The sequence below is a fragment of the Neoroseomonas lacus genome (assembly GCF_014644535.1).
GTDB classification, from domain to species: Bacteria; Pseudomonadota; Alphaproteobacteria; order Acetobacterales; family Acetobacteraceae; genus Neoroseomonas; species Neoroseomonas lacus.
In genome coordinates this window covers 12819-28844 of sequence record NZ_BMKW01000004.1, presented here as the reverse complement: position 1 = coordinate 28844, position 16026 = coordinate 12819, and the positions used below count along the sequence as shown (strand labels likewise).

Below are 16026 nucleotides of genomic sequence, written 5' to 3'. Positions count from 1 at the left end.
CAGCGCGGAGAACACGCATGATCACCCGTCGCGACCTCCTCGCCGCCGGCGCGGCGCTCGCCGCGCTGCCCGCGCGTGCCCAGCAGGCCCCTAGCCAAGCCGACCTGCTGCGGTTCGATCCACTGGGCCAGCTGACGCTGATCCACATCACCGACATCCACGCGCAGCTGATGCCGATGCGCTTCCGGGAAGCCTCGACCAATCTCGGCGTGGGCGAGGCGCGCGGCCAGCTGCCACACCTGACCGGGGCGGATTTCCTGCGCGCCTTCGACATGCCGCCCGGTACCGCCATGGCGCATGCGCTGACGGATCTCGACTATGTCGCGCTGGGCCGCCGCTTCGGTCCGATGGGCGGCGCCGACCGCATCGCCACCATCGTCAAGGCGATCCGCGCGGAGCGGCCGGGCCGCACGATCCTGCTCGACGGCGGCGACACCTGGCAGGGCTCCTGGACCAGCCTGCAGACCAAGGGCGCCGACATGGTGGCCTTCCAGAAGGCGCTCGGCGTCGAGGCGATGGTCGGGCATTTCGAGTTCACCTACGGCGCCGACCGGGTGAAGGAACTGGCCGAGTCGCTCGGCTTCCCCTTCCTCGGCGGCAACATCCAGGACACCGAGTGGAACGAGGATGTCTTCCCGGCCGAGGCCATCTTCGAGCGTGGTGGCGTCAAGGTCGCGGTGATCGGCCAAGCCTTCCCCTACACGCCAATCGCCAATCCGCGCTGGATGTTCCCGGAGTGGGAATTCGGCATCAAGGAGGAGAAGCTCGCCAGCCGTGCGCAGGCGGCGCGCGCGGCCGGTGCGCAACTCGTCGTGCTGCTCTCGCACAACGGCTTCGACGTGGACCGCAAGCTGGCGTTGCGCGTGCGCGGCATCGACGTGATCCTGACCGGGCACACCCATGACGCGATGCCGCGCCCGATGCGCGTCGGCGACACGCTGCTGATCGCCACCGGCTCCAACGGCAAGTTCGTCAGCCGCCTCGACCTCGATGTGAAGGATGGCCGGCTGGCGGGCTTCCGCCACGCGCTGATCCCGGTGTTCAGCGACGCCATCGCCCCGGATGCCGAGATGGCTGCGGTGGTGCGCGACCAGCGCGCGCCCTTTGCCGCGGACCTCGCCCGCGTGGTGGGGCGCACCGAGAGCCTGCTCTGGCGCCGTGGCAACACCGCCGGCACCTGGGATGACCTGATCTGCGACGCGCTGCTCGAACAGCGGGATGCCGAGGTCGCACTCTCCCCGGGCTTCCGCTGGGGCACCACGCTGCTGCCCGGCAGCGACATCACCGCCGAGGATGTCTGGTCGCAGACCGCGATCACCTATCCGGCCGCCTACCGCACCGCCATGAAGGGCGAGATGATCAAGACGGTGCTGGAGGACGTCGCCGACAACCTGTTCAACCCCGATCCCTACTACCAGCAGGGCGGCGACATGGTGCGCACGGGCGGGCTGTCCTTCACCCTCGATGTCGCCGCACCGTCGGGCCAGCGTGTGGGGGACCTGACGCTGCTGCGCACCGGCCAGCGGATCGACCCAGCGCGCGACTACACGGTGGCCGGCTGGGCCAGCATCAACCAGGCGACGCAGGGTCCGCCGATCTGGGACGTGGTGTTCGCCCACCTGACCAAGGGCCCGGTGCGGCTGGAGCCGCGCAACGACGTGCGCCTGCGCGGCGCCTGACGGCCCGCCGTGCAGGTAGGCTACGCGGCGGCACTGCTGGCGGGGACACTCTCTTTCCTGTCGCCCTGCGTGCTGCCGCTGATCATCCCCTATCTCGGCTTCCTCGGTGGCGTGACGCTGCGCGCCGCGCCGGGCGGGCCGGTCGCGGAAGCGCCGGATCGCGCGCGGGTGATGGTCGCGGCGCTGTTCTTCGTGCTCGGCTTCGCCACCGTCTTCACCGCGCTGGGTGCGACGGCAAGCCTGGTGTCGCAACTGCTGTCGGACTACCTCGACACGGTCGCCGTCATCGCGGGCCTGGTGCTGATCGCCTTCGGGCTGCACTTCGCCGGCGTGCTGCGCATCGGCTTCCTGAACTACGAGAAGCGCTTCGAGGTCGCGCAGAAGCCCGTCTCCCCGCTCGGCGCCTATGTGGTGGGCCTTGCCTTCGCCTTCGGCTGGACACCCTGCGTCGGGCCGGTGCTGGCCGGCATCCTGACCATCGCCGCGGCGTCCGACAGCGCATGGCAAGGGGCGGCACTGCTGTTCAGCTATGCGCTCGGGATCGGGGCACCGTTCCTGTTGGCGGCCGCCTTCGTGACGCCCTTCCTGCGCTTCGTGCAGCGCTTCCGGAAGCATTTCCATGCCGTGGAGATCGCCGTCGGCGGCCTGCTGGTGGTCACCGGCGTGATGGTGCTGACCGGCACCTTCCAGGAGATCGGCGCCTTCCTGCTCGACCGCTGGCCCGACCTCGGGCGCTTCGGATGAGTGGCGTGTCAGCCCTGCTGGCGCCGCGACCGCCAGGCCGGAAAGCCAGTGCCGTCCGCATAGCCGCGTTCCGCGACATAGGTGAACAGCGCCAGGAATTCGGGCTTCGGCATCAGCCCGTGCATGCGCGCGACTTCGATCTCGCGACCCATGCGTTGCGCGGCGTGCTCGGGAAGGAAGATGATCGTCGGCGTGAAGGTCACCCGCCAGCGCCGCGCCAGGGCGCGTTCCTCCAGCACGGTCCCGTCAAAGTCGGTGACCGGGCGCGCGCCATGCAGGTCAAGCTGCACGATGCGGAAGCGCGGCCGGATGAAGCCTTCGATCTCAGGCTGCACAAGGTGATCGGTGTGCATCTCCCGGCAATAGGGACAGCCGCGCTGGTCGAAGATGATGGCGAGGCGCTGGCCGTCGGCGGCGGCCTCCTCCAGGTCCTCGCGCAGGTTCAGGAAGCCTTCGTGGAACCAATCCTGGGTCCAGCCATTCTCGGTGCGCACCGGCGTCGCGCGACCAGTGCCGGGCACGCAGGCAAGCCCGGCAAGCAGCGCGCGGCGGGCAATCCGAATCATCGGAGCGTCCTTGGAAGTTTCGCGATTGCATTAGTATGTGCGCAGGAAGCAGGCCCCCGTCAATGCGCGTAAGGGCTGTTCTCGACGCCACCACGATCCTGCTGGCCAGCGCCCTCGGCCTGGTCGTCGAGATCGTCGCCGGCCGCTTGCTCGCGCCCTATGTCGGGATGTCCGTCTATACTTGGACATCGGTCATCGCCGTGGTGCTGGGCGGCTTTTCCATAGGGCATTGGTGGGGCGGCCGGCTGGCGGGGCCAGATTGCGACCGGTCGCGCGGCCATGCGCGGCTGACGTGGCTGCTGGCCGGCTGCGCGGCCGCGTCGCTCGCCGCCGTGCCGGCGCTGCGGCTGGCCGCGCCGTTCCTCGACCGGGAGGGTGTCTCCCCCCTGCTCGCCATGGTCGGCTTCGCGCTGGCCGGCTTCCTGGCGCCAAGCCTGCTGGTCGGCGCCGTCTCCCCCATCGTGACCAAGCTCGCGGTGGAGGAAGCGCCGCATGGCCAGGTCGGGCGCGTGCTGGGCCGGCTCTTGGCGGTCTCGGCGCTCGGGGCCATCGGCGGCACGCTCGCGGCCGGCTTCGTCTTCGTTGCCTGGATCGGGTCCTCGGGCACGATGCTCGCCTGCGCCGGGTGTTATGCGGGGCTGGCGGCGCTGCATGCGGCGGCGGCGGCGCAGCGCGGTGTGGCACTCGGGCTGGCCGCCGCGGCCATTGCGGTGCCGGCCGGCGCATCGACCCTGCCGGCCTATGCCCGGGTCTGCGACGTGGAAAGCGCCTATGCCTGCCTGCGCGTCGTGGATGCCGAGCCGATGGTCGGCCGGCCCGCTCGGCTGCTCGTGCTCGACCACCTTGCGCATGGCATCAACCTGCGCGACGAGCCGAGCACCTTCGTCCAGCCATACCTGCATCTGGTGGACGAGTTGATGACCGCGCGCGGCCTGCCTGCCGCGCCGGCCGCCTTCTTCGCCGGTGGCGGCGCCTTCACCCTGCCGCGCGCCTGGGCCGCCGACCATCCCGAGGCGCGGCTGATCGTCGCCGAGATCGACCCCGCCATCGCCGCCCTCGCCCGCCGCGACTTCTGGCTGCGCGACAGCCCTGCGCTGGAGGTCGTGGCGCGCGACGCCCGTGTGGCGCTGCAGGCCATCCCACCCGGCCCGCGCTTCGACCTGGTGTTCGCCGACGCTTTCCAGGACCTGTCGATGCCGGTGCACCTCGTCACCCGCGAATGGCATCAGGCGGTACGCGGGCGGCTCAAGCCCGGCGGCGCCTATCTGGTGAACGTGATGGAGGACCGGCGCGCGCCGCGCTTCCTGCTCGCCCTCCTGCGCACGCTCGCCGAGGACTTCCCCGCCGTCGAGGTATGGGTCGAGGCGAGTGAGCAGCCCGCTGGGCGCCGCATCACCTATCTCGTGCTCGCCTCCGACACGCCGAGCCCTTCCGCGCGCATCGCCGCGCGGCGCGGGCCCGAGCGGTCCTGGGCGCGGCTGCCACCCGGCTACGTCGCCGCGCGCTGGGAAGCAGCGCAGGTGCCGGTGCTCACCGACGAATTCGCGCCGGTGGACCGGCTGATGTCCCACCTCATCCTGTCGCCGGAGGCGAGTGGACGATGAACAGACGCATCTTTCTGACAGCCATCGCTGGTCTTGCGCTCGGCGCGGCGGGCGTTCGCGAGACGCCGTTGGCCGACCCCAAGCCGAGCCTCGAGGCGCCGCGTCGCATCGTCGTCTCGCTGTCGGAGGCCGACCCGGCGCGTGCCAATGCCGTGTTCAGCAACATCATCAACGTCCAGTCCTTCTACGGGCAGGACCTGGTGCGCATCATGGTGGTGGCCTATGGGCCGGGCGTGCGCCACCTGATCGCGGCCGAGACGCAGGTGGCCGAGCGCGTCGCCTCGCTGCGCGCCTACGACATCGAGTTCGTCGCCTGCGGAGCGACGCTGGACACGCTTGGGCTCGGATCCGATGTCGTGCTCGAGGGCGTGCAGGTGGTGCAGAACGGACTGCCGGAGATCGTCGAACTGGTGCTGCAGGGCTGGGTGCATCTGCGGCCCTGACGGGAGCCGCGGCCCGCGTCACCGCCGGCCAGCGACACCCGGTTGTGCGCCGGCGCTACATCAGCAGCCGGTCCTCCACGGCGGCGATGCCGGCGCGCGCACAGACATCGTCCTCCGGGCCGCCCGGCGCGCCGGAGATCCCGATGCCGCCGACGACCGATCCTGCGGATTCCACCGGAACGCCGCCGCCCAGGAAGATGTAGCCCGGAATGTGGCGGATCGCGCTGTTCGCCTGGCCGGCCTGGGTGATGTTTGACAGTTCCTCGGTCGGCGTGCGGAAGGACACCGCCGCGCGCGCCTTGCCCAGCGCCGTGTCGGGCGTGTGCGCGCCCGCCAGCGTATCGCGCAGCACCACCTGCGTCACACCGAAGCGGTCCACCACCGCGACGGCCACCTGGAACCCCCGGTCGCGGCAGGCGGTGAGCGCCGCCTGCGCCATGTCCAGCGCGAGCGACGGCGCCATGACGCGGAAGGTGGTGAAGTCCTCCGCCCGCAGTGGCGGGGCCGCGGTGACTGCGGCGAGACATGTGGCCGCGAGCATGATCCTCTTCATCGGGCATCTCTCCTGTTGCTATCGGGGGGCAGTCTCGCCAGCAGCGCCTCGGCCTGCTGCCAGAAGAAGTAGTCGGCCTGGTAGCCGATGATCCGGCCGACCTCCCGCCCGTTCGCGAACAGCACGAAGGTCGGCGTGAACCGCCAGGCGGTGAGGTGGCGCAGGTCCTCGGGCAGGTCCTGGGCCACGTCGACGCGTCGCAGTGGCGCGCGCCGGCCGAGGTCGGAGCCGTTCCACGCCGGCTCGCCTACCTCGCGCAGCCAGCGCCGGCACCACGGGCAGTCGTGGCGCTCCAGCATCACGAAGCTGGCCACAGCCTCCTCCGCCCGCGCTCGCGGGGCGGCCAGGGCGGCCAACAGCGGCAGGCAGCGCCGGCGCATTGGGCCTATTGCGCGCCGGCGGCCTGGTGCAGATACGCGATCAGGTCGTTGACCTGCTGCTCATTGCGCAGGCCGGGAAACGACATCGAGCCTGCCGGCACGATGGCCTTGGGATTGGCGATGTAGGCGCGCAGCGTCGGCTCGTCCCAGGTCAGCCCCTCGGCCGCCTTGGCGCGCATCGGCGCGGAGTAGCGGAACCCGTCGATGCTGCCCGCGCGCCTGCCGAAGATGCCGTGCAGGTTTGGACCGACGCCATTGCGCCCGCCCTGTTCCACCGTGTGGCAGGCACGGCATTGGTTGAACACGCGCTGCCCCGCGGCGGCGTCCTGAGCGGAGGCCATGCCTGGCAGGGCGAGCAGCAGCGCGCCTACGACAGCGAACCTGACGGACATTCATGACCCTCCCATTCGAACAGGTCGCTTCGCTTGGCTCTGGACGGACAGAACGACCCTGCATTAGTGTTCACTAATCTAATCCGTCAAACAAGACGGAAGCGGAGGAGATCGCGTCCATGATGCTCCGGGTCCTTCTTCCATGCCTGTTGCTGGCGGCCGCACCGGCCCTTGCCCAGGCCCTTGATCCCGTTCTCCTCGCCGGTGCCTGCCAGGGCTGCCACGGCGTCGCCGGGCAGGGTTCGCACGGCATTCCCCAGATCAAGGATGCCCAAAGCCGCGCGGAATTCGTCGCGCTGATGCAGGCCTTCCGCGCCAACCAGCGTGAGGCGACGGTGATGGGCCGCATCACGCGCGGCTACACGGACGAACAGATCACCGTCCTCGCCACACATTTCGCCCGCGCGCAGTAGGGAGGACGCCGACATGACGCTGTCCCGTCGCACGTTCCTTGCCGCTGCATCCGCGGCTCTCGTCGTGCCGCGCATTGCGCTGGCACAGCCAGGCGCCGGCCGCGTCGTCATCATCGGCGGCGGCTTCGGCGGCGCTTCCGCCGCCCGCTTCGCCCGCGATCACTTCCCGGCGCTGGATGTCACGCTGATCGAACGCAGCCGGACCTTCACCACCTGCCCTTACGGCAATTTGGTGCTCGCCGGCCGACGCACAATCGAGAGCATCACGTTCGGCTACGACCGCCTCGCCGCGCGTGGCGTGCGGGTGCTGAACCAGAGCGTCACGGCGGTCGATCCCGCCGCGAAGCGCGTGCGCCTCGCCGACGGGACGGAGGTTCCCTACGACCGGCTCGTGATGTCGCCGGGCATCGACCTGCGCTGGGGCGCGATCGAGGGCTATGACGAGGCGGCGAGCGCACGCATGCCGCATGGATGGAGCCCGTCCCTGCAGCCCATCACGCTGCTCCGTCGCCAGCTCGAGGAGATGCCGGACGGCGGCACCTTCGTCATGGCGATCCCGGATAATCCCTTCCGCTGCCCGCCCGGCCCCTATGAGCGGATCAGCATGGTCGCGGAATACCTCAAGCGCGCCAAGCCGCGCAGCAAGCTGATCGCGCTCGACGCCAAGAACGGCTTCTCGAAGCAGCCGCTGTTCCAGGATGCCTGGGAGGAGCTCTATCCGGGCATCGTCGAGTGGCGCGGCGCATCGAGCGACGGCCGCGTCATGCGCGTCCATCCCGCGACGATGGAGGTGGAGACCGAGTTCGGCGAGAAGCTCAAGGGCGATGTCGTCAACGTCATCCCGCCGCAAATGGCCGCGCGGATCGCGCGCGACGCCGGCCTCGTCAACCAGTCCGGCTGGTGCCCGGTCAAGCCCGCGACCTTCGAGAGCGCGCAGGTCGACGGCATCTGGGTGCTGGGCGATGCGACGATCGCGGCGCCGATGCCGAAATCGGGCTTCGCCGCATCCTCGCACGCCAAGCATGCCATCGCCTGCATCGCGGCCTCACTGGCCGGGCGCGCGCCGCCGCCCGCGACCCTGTTCAACACCTGCTACAGCCACGTCGGGCCGGACTACGGCATCTCGATCGTCGGCGTGTACCGGCCCGGCCCGACCTCGCTGGTCGAGGTCGAAGGCTCGGGTGGGATCAGCCCGCGCAATGCGACCATGACGCCCGAGCGCCGCCAGCAGCACCGGCAGCTCGAGGCACTCTACGCCGATGGCTGGTACGCAAGCATCACCAACGAGATGTTCGGCTAGCCCTCGCGCTGCCGTTCCGAGGGAGGACTCATGACGACGAGAGTGGACACGCAGAGGCCGTCCCGCCGCGGCTTGTTGCGCGTGGCGGCCGGTGCCGGCGCCGCCGCGGGGCTCGCCGGGGGCGTCGCCGAGGCCCAGGGCAATGCCGAGAACCTGCCGCCGAACCTGCCGGAATGGAGCCGCGCGCTCGGCCCGGGCGTCATCGAGGAACCCTATGGCACGCGCAGCCGCCACGAGACGGCGGTGCGCCGTTACGTGCCCTGGCTGACGCCCGACCGGATCTCCTCCGTCTCTTTCACCCCGCTCGCGGAGATGCAGGGCATCATCACGCCGTCGGGACTGCATTTCGAACGGCACCACGGCGGCGTGCCGGACGTCGACCCGGCCGACTACCGGCTGATGATCCACGGCATGGTGGAGCGACCGCTCGTCTTCACGCTCGAGGACCTGAAGCGGCTGCCCACCGTCTCCCGCATCCACTTCGTCGAATGCCCGGCGAATGGCGGCATGGAATGGCGCGGCGCGCAGATGTCCGGCGTGCAGTTCACCCACGGGATGCTGTCCTGCTCGGAATGGACCGGCGTGCCGCTCAAGGTGCTGCTCGCCCAGGCCGGGCTGCGCAGCGGTGCCTCCTGGCTGCTCGCCGAGGCATCCGATGCCGCGCACCTCGCGCGCTCCATCCCGCTCGCCAAGGCGCTCGACGACGCCATCGTCGCCTTCGGCCAGAATGGCGAGGCGGTGCGGCCGCAGCAGGGCTATCCCGTGCGCCTGGTGCTGCCCGGCTATGAGGGCAACATGTGGATCAAATGGCTGCGCCGGATTGAGGTCGGCGACCGCCCCTGGTTCACGCGCTGGGAAACGCGCACCTACACCGACCTGATGCCGGACGGCCTGTCGCGCCAATTCACCTTCGTCAACGAGGTGAACTCGGTCATCACCTATCCCTGCCCGGAGAAGCCTCTCCGGGGGCGTCCGGGCTTCGTGGAGATCTCCGGCCTCGCCTGGTCGGGCGCCGGGCGCGTCATGCGCGTCGATGTCTCGGCCGATGGCGGCGACACCTGGCGCAGCGCGACATTGCAGGACCCCGTGCTGCCCAAGGCGCTGACGCGCTTTCGCATCCCGTGGGAATGGCGCGAGGGCCAGACGGCCTACCTGCAGAGCCGCGCGATGGACGAGACCGGGCGCGTGCAGCCCACCATCGCCGAACTGCGCAACGTCCGCGGCAGCGAGAGCATCTACCACAAGAACAGTATCCAGACGTGGTTGGTCGATCGCGAAGGAACGGTGGTCAATGTCCAGATCGATGCGTAAGGCCCTGACCATCGGCGTGCCGCTGCTCGCCCTCGCCGGCTTCGCAGCGGCGCAGCAGGCGCCGCAGCCCGCACCGGCCGACGTCATGGCGACCTACCGCCCCTTCGCGGCACCGCCTGGCGAGCGCACGCGCGCCGACGTCCCCTGGCCGGCCCCCGCGATCGCGACCGGCGCCCTGCCCGCGCCCATTCCGGGGATCGGTCGCGGCGCGACCTCGGCCGAGATCGCCGGCTGGGACATCGCGGTGCGTGGCGACGGCCACAACCTGCCGCCCGGCGGCGGCACGGCAAAGCAGGGGGAGGAGTTGTTCATCACCCACTGCGCCGCCTGCCACGGCGATTTCGGCGAGGGACTCGACCGCTGGCCAGCCCTGATGGGCGGGCGCGACAGCCTGCGTTCGGACCAGCCACGCCGCACCGTCGGCTCGTTCTGGCAGCATGCGCCGGGGGTGTTCGACTACATCCGCCGCGCCATGCCCTACCCAGCGCCGCAGAGCCTGACGAATGACGAGTATTACGCGCTGACGGCCTATGTCCTGTTCATCAACGAGATCGTGGGCGAGGAGGATGTGATGGACCGTGACAGCCTCGCGCGCGTGCAGATGCCCAACCGCGACGGCTTCGTGCTCGAAGCGCGGCCGGACACGCCGAACGCCGCCTGCATGATGAATTGCCGCCAGGGCCGGCCCGTCGGCGTAACGATGGACAGCCGGCAATTCGCGCAGCCAGGTTCGGACTCCGGCACGTCCGAACCGCAATAGCAGCAGCGCAGGACCGACATGCGGCAGGGCTCATGACGCCCGGGGGCGAGCTGCGGATGGCTGACGGGAGCCAGACAGGTTGGCCGAGCAGGTGCTGTTCCGCTCCGCCGTGCGGGAGAGGATCCTGCTCGGCGCGGGCACCCTCTCCCGCGCGTACCAGTTGCTCGAGCCGGGGTCGGTCGTACTGCTCACGACGCCGCGGCGCCGGCGGGAAAGCGTGATGGCGATGCCCGGCACATGATGATGCAGTTCGAGCCGCCGCCGGCCGGCTGCATCGTCAACGGCCGACACGTCAGCTTCGAGACGGTGCCTCGCAGGCGCGAATGCGTCCCCGCGATCCCGTAGGCGCATCGCGGCAGGCAGGTCGCCGGCGTCCGCTGTCTCAAAGCACTCGACGGCGGACACACAAAGGGCACCGCTGACGTTCGATGCCCAAGGCCGCCCGGGGGTACAGGCAAGCGCTCGTGAAGAACCCAGTGCGCCGCGTTTTCACCTCCAGGGACATGCAGGCTTAGGGTCGCAGCCTTCGGCAAGGCCGAGCCTGTGGCGGTGGAAGCGGCTCGCGCACTGATCGACAAGGTCGTGATCAATCCCGGCCAAGGACCGGAGGATCCGCCGGACATCGAGCTCGTCGGGCATCTCACGACCATGCTCAAGGCCGGCAGGGCGTTTCCAAACGGGCACAACGCCGCCATTGGACGTCTCGTCGAAGCGTTGTCCTCGGGTTCGGATAACGAGGATATAGGGGGAGTTCCCTCCCCCGCTCTTGCTTCGCCCGCTCAATCCATCGCCGCATGCGCCTCGGCCGGCGCGGGGCGGCTCGACGCCGGCCGCCGCATCATCAGCACCAGCAGGGCGGTCGGGATGCACAACAGCATCAATAGATGGAAGTCATTGGCATAGGCCATGATCTGCGCCTGACGCGTGACCTCGGCATTCAACAGCGCCGCGCCGGCCGGTGTGTTCGGGTCCCACAACCGCGACACGCCGGACATCTGCATCATGCGGTTCAGCGGCGTGACCAGCGAGGAAATCTCGGCATGCAGCACCTGCGTGTCGTGTTCCAGCACCGCGACCGTCGCCGAGATGCCGATGGCGCTGCCGATGTTGCGCACCAGGCTGGTCAGCCCCGTGCCGTCGGTGCGCAGTTCCGGCGCCAGCGTCGCGAAGGCGATGAGCTGCAGCGGGATGAAGACGAAGCCGAGCCCGAAACCCTGCATCGCCGTGGTGAACATCAGGTGATGCGTGTCGAGGTCAGGCGTCCAGGCGGTCATGTCCCACAGCGACCAGGCGATCACACCGACGCCGAACATCATGAGCTTGCGTGGATCGACCCGGCTGGCCAGGCGCCCGGCGACCATCATCGCCGCCATGGTGCCCGCCCCGCGCGGCGCCATCACCAGCCCCGCATCGAACACCGGATACCCGCCCAACGTCTGCAGATACGGCGCGAGCAGCGCCGAGGTCGAGAACAGGATCACCCCCACCACGAACATCATGAAGAAGCCCGAGAGGAAGTTGCGGTCCTTGAAGATGCGCGGCGGGATGAAGGGATGCTCGGCGGTCAGCAGATGCACCAGGAACAGCCACAGCCCGAGCAGGGCGACGCCGGCCTCGATGATGATCTCGGTCGAGGTGAACCAATCCTCCCGCTGCCCGCGGTCGAGCATCAGCTGCAAGGCGCCGATGCCGACGCTGAGCGCGGTGAAGCCGAACCAGTCGAAGCTGCGCCCATGCCCCGGCCGGTCGTCCTCCAGGAACACCCACAGCCCGGCGAAGGCGAACAGCCCGACCGGCAGGTTCACATAGAACACCCAGCGCCAGTTGTAGGTCTCGGTGAGGTAGCCGCCGAGCGTCGGCCCCAGGATCGGCCCGAGCATCACGCCCATGCCCCACACCGCCATCGCCGAACCCCGCTGCGCCGGCGGGTAGATGTCGAGCATCGTCGATTGCGACAGCGGCACCAGCGCCGCGCCAAAGGCGCCCTGCAGCAGCCGGAACACCACCATCTGCTCAAGCGACTGCGCCGCCCCGCACAGCACCGAGGCGGCGGTGAAGCCACCCACCGAGATCAGGAAGATCCGCTTGCGCCCGTATCGCGCGGCGAGCGCGCCGACCGGCGAGGTCAGGATCGCCGCGGCGACGATGTACGACGTCAGCACCCACGTCACCTGGTCCGCCGTCGCCGACAACCCGCCCTGCATGTAGGGCAGCGCGACATTGGCGATGGTGCCGTCCAGCGCCTGCATCAACGTCGCCGCCATGGCGCAGACGGTAATCAGGGACCGGTTCGGCACGACCCCGCCGGCGGATGCGGTGCTGGCGGACATTGCCCGCGCTCCCTCAGAACAGGTCCGACAGGGTCCGGCGATGGCCGGTGTCGATGCTGGCCACCACGCTCATCCCCGCCCGCAGCGGCGGCGCGCCTTCCTCGGGCGTGACGTGCACGCGCACCGGCACGCGCTGCACCACCTTCACCCAGTTGCCGCTGGTGTTCTGCGCCGGCAGCACCGAGAACTGCGCGCTCGTCGCCGGGCTGATCGAGGCCACCGTGCCGCGCCACACCCGCCCCGGATAGGCATCCACCGTAAAGGTCACCGGATTGCCGGGCCGGACATAGGTGAGGTCGGTCTCCTTCGGGCTGACCTCGACCCAGACGCGCTCCGAGCCCACCAGGCCGAGCGCCGGCACCGCCGCTTCCATGTACTGGCCCGGCTGCACCGCCTCGACCCGCGTGACGATGCCGTCGAAGGGCGCGCGCACCACGCTGTTGGCGAGCTGCCGGCGCGCCTCGTCGAGCGCCGCCTGGGCCTGCTGCACCTCGGGGTGGTGTTCCGGCGGCAGGGAGGCATCGCCGCCGAGCCGCGCCAGCTGCACCACCGCCTGCTGGCGCAGGCTGGCCAGGCGCTGCTGCGCCTGCAACAGCCGGAAGCGCGCATCGTCGTAGCTGGCGCGCGAGACGGCGCTGGTGCCGACCAGGCTCTGCGCGCGGTCGAACTGCGCGCTGGCGAGATCCACGGCGGCTTCCTCCGCCGCGGTGTCGCGCTGCATGCGCGTGAGGTCCTCGCGCAGCGCCTCGACCGTCAGCACCGCCTGGCGCAGCCGCGCCTGCGCGCCGTCCACGGCGTTCTGGAAGGGTGCGGGGTCGAGACGGTACAGCACGTCGCCCTGACGCACCGCCTGGCCTTCACGCACGGGCACCTCACGCACGATGCCGGCGACGTCGGTCGAGACCATCAGCATCGCGGCATGCACATAGGCGTTGTCGGAGGAGACGTAGCGGCCACCCGACAGCCAGCCCCAGCCGGCGGCACCGATCGCGGCGACGATGCCGAGCGCCATCAGCCCCCGGCGCAGCCGCCGCTTCGCCACCGCCGGGTCGCGCGGCGGCACGGCGGCGGTCGCGCGATCCACCACGCGCGGGGTTTCGGTCAGCGGACCATCAGGCATGACACGCGTTCCTCAGGCGGCCTCGTCGGGCACGCTCTCATCCGTCAGCAGCTGTGATTTCATCCCCAGCAACGCTTCGACGACATGGACCACCGCCTCGTGGTCGAGACCCCGGGTGATCCGGTCATGGAGTTCGGCGCGATAGGCGGCGATGCGTTCCAGGATTGGGGCGGCCGCCGGCGTCAGATGCAGCCGCCAGATGCGCCGGTCGGTCGGGTCGGGCCGACGTTCCACCAGGCCGCGCGCCTGCAGCCGGTCGATCAGCCGGCCGACCGAGATCGGCTCGACCTCCAGCGCGTCGGCGAGTTCCTTCTGGCTCAGCCCGCCCATGCGTTCGAGCCGGGCGAGGATGACCCATTGGGCGCGGGTCATGCCGTCCTCGCGGGCGCGACGATCGGCCTGGATGCGCACCAAGCGGCCGACATCGGAGAGCAGGAAGAGCAGGTCACGGTCGAGGGCGGCTGTCATGACACGCGATATAATAAGCCTGCTTATAATCAGCCGCAACGCCTTCTGGCCGGAATGCAGAAACATGCTTGTGCGAAAATTCGCAATTGCGGATCATTCGCAATTAACATGCGCAAGGAGCGCTCGATGCGCCGAACCCTTCTCCTGCCCGCCGCCGTCCTCCTGCTCGCCCTCACCGGCTGCGAGACCCAGCAGCAGATCCTCGCCGACGAACAATCCGTCGCCACCCAGGCCGCGTTGCAACGCGCCCGCTTCGAGTTGAACTGTCCCGCCGCCACCGCCACCGTGCTGTCGAGCCAGATTCTCCAGCCGATCGCCTGGCGCGGCCTGGAACGTGCGGAATACGTGATCGGCGTCAGCGGCTGCGGGCGGCGCGAGACCTATATCGCCGTCTGCCAGCTCGGATCGACAAGCTGCCTGGCGATCGCCGGGCGGGTCGCCGCCCCGGCCTGACCGGCGCACGCCCGCTGGCTTGCGCGAGGTCAACGCCGCCGCGTCCACCCGCCCCTATCATCGCGTCGAATCGCGACCGGGAGCGGGTGGCAGGTGGTACGGATAGCGCGTGCGTTCTGGGGCCTGCTCGGGCTGCTCCTGCTGTTGTGGATCGCGGCGGACCCTGCCGCCCTGGCACCGGTCGGCCTGTTTCCCTTCCGCGCCGGGATGGTGCAGGTCACCGGCATCCTGGCGATGGGGTGCATGAGCGTGGCGATGATCCTCGCGATCCGCCCGCGCTGGCCCGAGCGGTGGTTCGATGGCCTCGACAAAATGTACCGGCTGCACAAATGGCTCGGCATCGGCGGGCTGGTGCTGTCCGTGGTCCATTGGCTGTGGTCACAGGGGCCGAAATGGGCGGTCGGCTTCGGCTGGCTCGCGCGTCCCGCGCGCGGACCGCGCCCCGCGCCGGGCAGCGACATCGAGCAGACCCTTCTCGGCCTGCGCGGCACGGCGGAGGGTATCGGCGAATGGGCCTTCTATGCCGCCGTCGTGCTGATCGCCGTGGCGCTCATCACGCGCATCCCCTACGGCTTTTTCTTCAAGACGCATCGCTGGCTCGCCGCGGTCTATCTGGTGCTCGTCTTCCATGCCGTCGTGCTCACCAGCTTCGCCTATTGGGCAACGCCCCTCGGCGTCGTCATGGCGGTGCTGATGGCAGGCGGCACGGGCGGGGCGGTGGTCGTGCTGCTGCGCCGGGTCGGCGCGGGCCGGCAGGTGCGCGGCCGGATCGCCTCCCTCACCTACTATCCCGAACTCAGGGTGCTTGAGGGCGAGGTCTCGGTGCCGGAAGGCTGGCCTGGCCACCGGGCAGGCCAGTTCGCCTTCGTCACCTCGGACAGGTCGGAAGGCGCGCACCCCTACACGATCGCTTCCGCCTGGCATCCGGCGGAGCGCTGCCTCACCTTCATCACCAAGGCGCTGGGCGACCACACCAGCACCCTGCCCGACCGGCTGACCGTCGGACAGGCGGTGATGGTCGAAGGCCCCTATGGCTGCTTCACCTTCGACGATGACCGCCCACGCCAGATCTGGATCGGCGCCGGCATCGGCATCACGCCCTTCATCGCCCGCATGAAGCAGATCGCCCTGGAACCGCCGCGCCCGCCGCAGGAAATCCATCTCTTCCACCCGACCGCCGACTACAGCGCCGAGGCGATCGCGAAACTCACCGCCGACGCCGCCCGCGCCGGGGTGCATCTGCATGTGCTGCATGACCAGCGCGACGGTCGGCTCAACGGCGAGCGTATCCGCGCCGAAGTGCCAGGCTGGCAGGAGGCGAGCGTGTGGTTCTGCGGGCCGGCCGGCTTCGGCCATGCGATGCGGCGGGATTTCGCCGCACACCACCTGCCGCCGGCGCGCTTTCATCAGGAGTTGTTCGCGATGCGCTGAGCACCTTCCGGCCGGGTGGGTTGCACCGGCGGCGGGGCACCCGCATCCTGTCCCGATACCGGCAAGAATTGGGGGAAAC

Annotated in this window: 18 protein-coding genes; 11 read left to right on the top strand and 7 right to left on the bottom strand. The window is 69.9% G+C overall.

Annotated features, from left to right (window positions below):
- Window positions 1–17: 17 nt before the first annotated feature.
- Both soxB and IEY36_RS08790 read left to right on the top strand, forming a co-directional pair.
- Complete coding sequence (gene soxB / locus IEY36_RS08795; protein WP_188966684.1) at window positions 18–1679, top strand: thiosulfohydrolase SoxB; 1662 nt, start codon at window positions 18–20, stop codon at window positions 1677–1679.
- A gap of 9 nt (window positions 1680–1688) precedes the next feature.
- A complete protein-coding gene (locus IEY36_RS08790) occupies window positions 1689–2423 on the top strand; it encodes a cytochrome c biogenesis CcdA family protein (RefSeq protein WP_188966683.1) in 735 nt (244 codons plus the stop codon).
- 8 nt (window positions 2424–2431) lie between these two features.
- Here the strand turns inward: IEY36_RS08790 and IEY36_RS08785 are convergent, their stop codons facing one another.
- A complete protein-coding gene (locus IEY36_RS08785; protein WP_188966682.1) occupies window positions 2432–2989 on the bottom strand; it encodes a SoxW family protein in 558 nt (185 codons plus the stop codon).
- A gap of 62 nt (window positions 2990–3051) precedes the next feature.
- Between IEY36_RS08785 and IEY36_RS08780 the strand changes: the two genes are divergently transcribed.
- Window positions 3052–4593, top strand: coding sequence for a fused MFS/spermidine synthase (locus IEY36_RS08780; protein ID WP_188966681.1), 1542 nt, complete (start codon window positions 3052–3054; stop codon window positions 4591–4593).
- Complete coding sequence (locus IEY36_RS08775; protein ID WP_188966680.1) at window positions 4590–5036, top strand: DsrE family protein; 447 nt, start codon at window positions 4590–4592, stop codon at window positions 5034–5036. Before IEY36_RS08780 ends, IEY36_RS08775 begins: the two co-directional genes overlap by 4 nt.
- A gap of 55 nt (window positions 5037–5091) precedes the next feature.
- Here the strand turns inward: IEY36_RS08775 and IEY36_RS08770 are convergent, their stop codons facing one another.
- The 3 genes from IEY36_RS08770 to IEY36_RS08760 are packed head-to-tail and all read right to left on the bottom strand — an operon-like array spanning window position 5092 to window position 6361.
- Window positions 5092–5589: a GlcG/HbpS family heme-binding protein gene (locus IEY36_RS08770; RefSeq protein WP_188966679.1), complete on the bottom strand. Its 498-nt coding sequence runs from the start codon at window positions 5587–5589 to the stop codon at window positions 5092–5094.
- Window positions 5586–5969, bottom strand: a complete 384-nt coding sequence (locus IEY36_RS08765) for a thioredoxin domain-containing protein (protein WP_229681218.1) — start codon at window positions 5967–5969, stop codon at window positions 5586–5588. The genes IEY36_RS08770 and IEY36_RS08765 overlap by 4 nt, the downstream gene beginning before the upstream one ends.
- Window positions 5970–5974: 5 nt before the next feature.
- Window positions 5975–6361 (bottom strand): c-type cytochrome, encoded by a 387-nt coding sequence (locus IEY36_RS08760; RefSeq protein ID WP_188966678.1) that lies wholly within the window; start codon window positions 6359–6361, stop codon window positions 5975–5977.
- Between the two features lie 119 nt (window positions 6362–6480).
- On the opposite strand from IEY36_RS08760, the gene IEY36_RS08755 reads away from it, so the two are divergent.
- The 5 genes from IEY36_RS08755 to IEY36_RS08735 all read left to right on the top strand — a co-directional run bounded on the left by IEY36_RS08755 (window position 6481) and on the right by IEY36_RS08735 (window position 10386).
- Window positions 6481–6774 (top strand): c-type cytochrome, encoded by a 294-nt coding sequence (locus tag IEY36_RS08755; RefSeq protein WP_188966677.1) that lies wholly within the window; start codon window positions 6481–6483, stop codon window positions 6772–6774.
- A 13-nt stretch (window positions 6775–6787) separates the two neighbouring features.
- Window positions 6788–8074, top strand: coding sequence for an NAD(P)/FAD-dependent oxidoreductase (locus IEY36_RS08750; protein ID WP_188966676.1), 1287 nt, complete (start codon window positions 6788–6790; stop codon window positions 8072–8074).
- A 30-nt stretch (window positions 8075–8104) separates the two neighbouring features.
- On the top strand, window positions 8105–9385 hold the full coding sequence (gene soxC, locus IEY36_RS08745) for a sulfite dehydrogenase (RefSeq protein WP_188966675.1): 1281 nt from the start codon (window positions 8105–8107) through the stop codon (window positions 9383–9385).
- Complete coding sequence (locus tag IEY36_RS08740) at window positions 9366–10145, top strand: c-type cytochrome (RefSeq protein WP_188966674.1); 780 nt, start codon at window positions 9366–9368, stop codon at window positions 10143–10145. The genes soxC and IEY36_RS08740 overlap by 20 nt, the downstream gene beginning before the upstream one ends.
- Before the next feature lie 79 nt (window positions 10146–10224).
- The gene (locus IEY36_RS08735; RefSeq protein WP_188966673.1) at window positions 10225–10386 is read left to right on the top strand and encodes a hypothetical protein; all 162 of its coding nucleotides are present in this window, start codon (window positions 10225–10227) and stop codon (window positions 10384–10386) included.
- 538 nt (window positions 10387–10924) lie between these two features.
- Here the strand turns inward: IEY36_RS08735 and IEY36_RS08730 are convergent.
- From IEY36_RS08730 to IEY36_RS08720, 3 genes are read right to left on the bottom strand one after another with little or no spacing between them, the layout of a single operon-like run.
- Window positions 10925–12475 (bottom strand): DHA2 family efflux MFS transporter permease subunit, encoded by a 1551-nt coding sequence (locus IEY36_RS08730; protein WP_188966672.1) that lies wholly within the window; start codon window positions 12473–12475, stop codon window positions 10925–10927.
- A 13-nt stretch (window positions 12476–12488) separates the two neighbouring features.
- A complete protein-coding gene (locus IEY36_RS08725; protein ID WP_188966671.1) occupies window positions 12489–13595 on the bottom strand; it encodes an HlyD family secretion protein in 1107 nt (368 codons plus the stop codon).
- Between the two features lie 12 nt (window positions 13596–13607).
- A complete protein-coding gene (locus IEY36_RS08720) occupies window positions 13608–14063 on the bottom strand; it encodes a MarR family winged helix-turn-helix transcriptional regulator (RefSeq protein ID WP_188966670.1) in 456 nt (151 codons plus the stop codon).
- A gap of 126 nt (window positions 14064–14189) precedes the next feature.
- On the opposite strand from IEY36_RS08720, the gene IEY36_RS08715 reads away from it, so the two are divergent.
- Together IEY36_RS08715 and IEY36_RS08710 are read left to right on the top strand one after the other, a co-directional pair.
- Window positions 14190–14516: a hypothetical protein gene (locus IEY36_RS08715; protein WP_188966669.1), complete on the top strand. Its 327-nt coding sequence runs from the start codon at window positions 14190–14192 to the stop codon at window positions 14514–14516.
- A gap of 93 nt (window positions 14517–14609) precedes the next feature.
- Window positions 14610–15947, top strand: coding sequence for a ferredoxin reductase family protein (locus IEY36_RS08710; RefSeq protein ID WP_229681217.1), 1338 nt, complete (start codon window positions 14610–14612; stop codon window positions 15945–15947).
- Window positions 15948–16026 lie beyond the last annotated feature (79 nt).

Bases quoted from the DNA above. Each gene is read 5' to 3' on its own strand.
- IEY36_RS08740 (WP_188966674.1), top strand. From the start codon at position 9,366: ATGTCCAGATCGATGCGTAAGGCCCTGACCATCGGCGTGCCGCTGCTC.
- IEY36_RS08765 (WP_229681218.1), bottom strand. From the start codon at position 5,969: ATGCGCCGGCGCTGCCTGCCGCTGTTGGCCGCCCTGGCCGCCCCGCGA.
- IEY36_RS08755 (WP_188966677.1), top strand. From the start codon at position 6,481: ATGATGCTCCGGGTCCTTCTTCCATGCCTGTTGCTGGCGGCCGCACCG.
- soxC (WP_188966675.1), top strand. From the start codon at position 8,105: ATGACGACGAGAGTGGACACGCAGAGGCCGTCCCGCCGCGGCTTGTTG.
- IEY36_RS08780 (WP_188966681.1), top strand. From the start codon at position 3,052: ATGCGCGTAAGGGCTGTTCTCGACGCCACCACGATCCTGCTGGCCAGC.
- IEY36_RS08770 (WP_188966679.1), bottom strand. From the start codon at position 5,589: ATGAAGAGGATCATGCTCGCGGCCACATGTCTCGCCGCAGTCACCGCG.
- IEY36_RS08715 (WP_188966669.1), top strand. From the start codon at position 14,190: ATGCGCCGAACCCTTCTCCTGCCCGCCGCCGTCCTCCTGCTCGCCCTC.
- IEY36_RS08725 (WP_188966671.1), bottom strand. From the start codon at position 13,595: ATGCCTGATGGTCCGCTGACCGAAACCCCGCGCGTGGTGGATCGCGCG.
- IEY36_RS08785 (WP_188966682.1), bottom strand. From the start codon at position 2,989: ATGATTCGGATTGCCCGCCGCGCGCTGCTTGCCGGGCTTGCCTGCGTG.
- IEY36_RS08750 (WP_188966676.1), top strand. From the start codon at position 6,788: ATGACGCTGTCCCGTCGCACGTTCCTTGCCGCTGCATCCGCGGCTCTC.
- soxB (WP_188966684.1), top strand. From the start codon at position 18: ATGATCACCCGTCGCGACCTCCTCGCCGCCGGCGCGGCGCTCGCCGCG.
- IEY36_RS08775 (WP_188966680.1), top strand. From the start codon at position 4,590: ATGAACAGACGCATCTTTCTGACAGCCATCGCTGGTCTTGCGCTCGGC.
- IEY36_RS08730 (WP_188966672.1), bottom strand. From the start codon at position 12,475: ATGTCCGCCAGCACCGCATCCGCCGGCGGGGTCGTGCCGAACCGGTCC.
- IEY36_RS08720 (WP_188966670.1), bottom strand. From the start codon at position 14,063: ATGACAGCCGCCCTCGACCGTGACCTGCTCTTCCTGCTCTCCGATGTC.
- IEY36_RS08760 (WP_188966678.1), bottom strand. From the start codon at position 6,361: ATGTCCGTCAGGTTCGCTGTCGTAGGCGCGCTGCTGCTCGCCCTGCCA.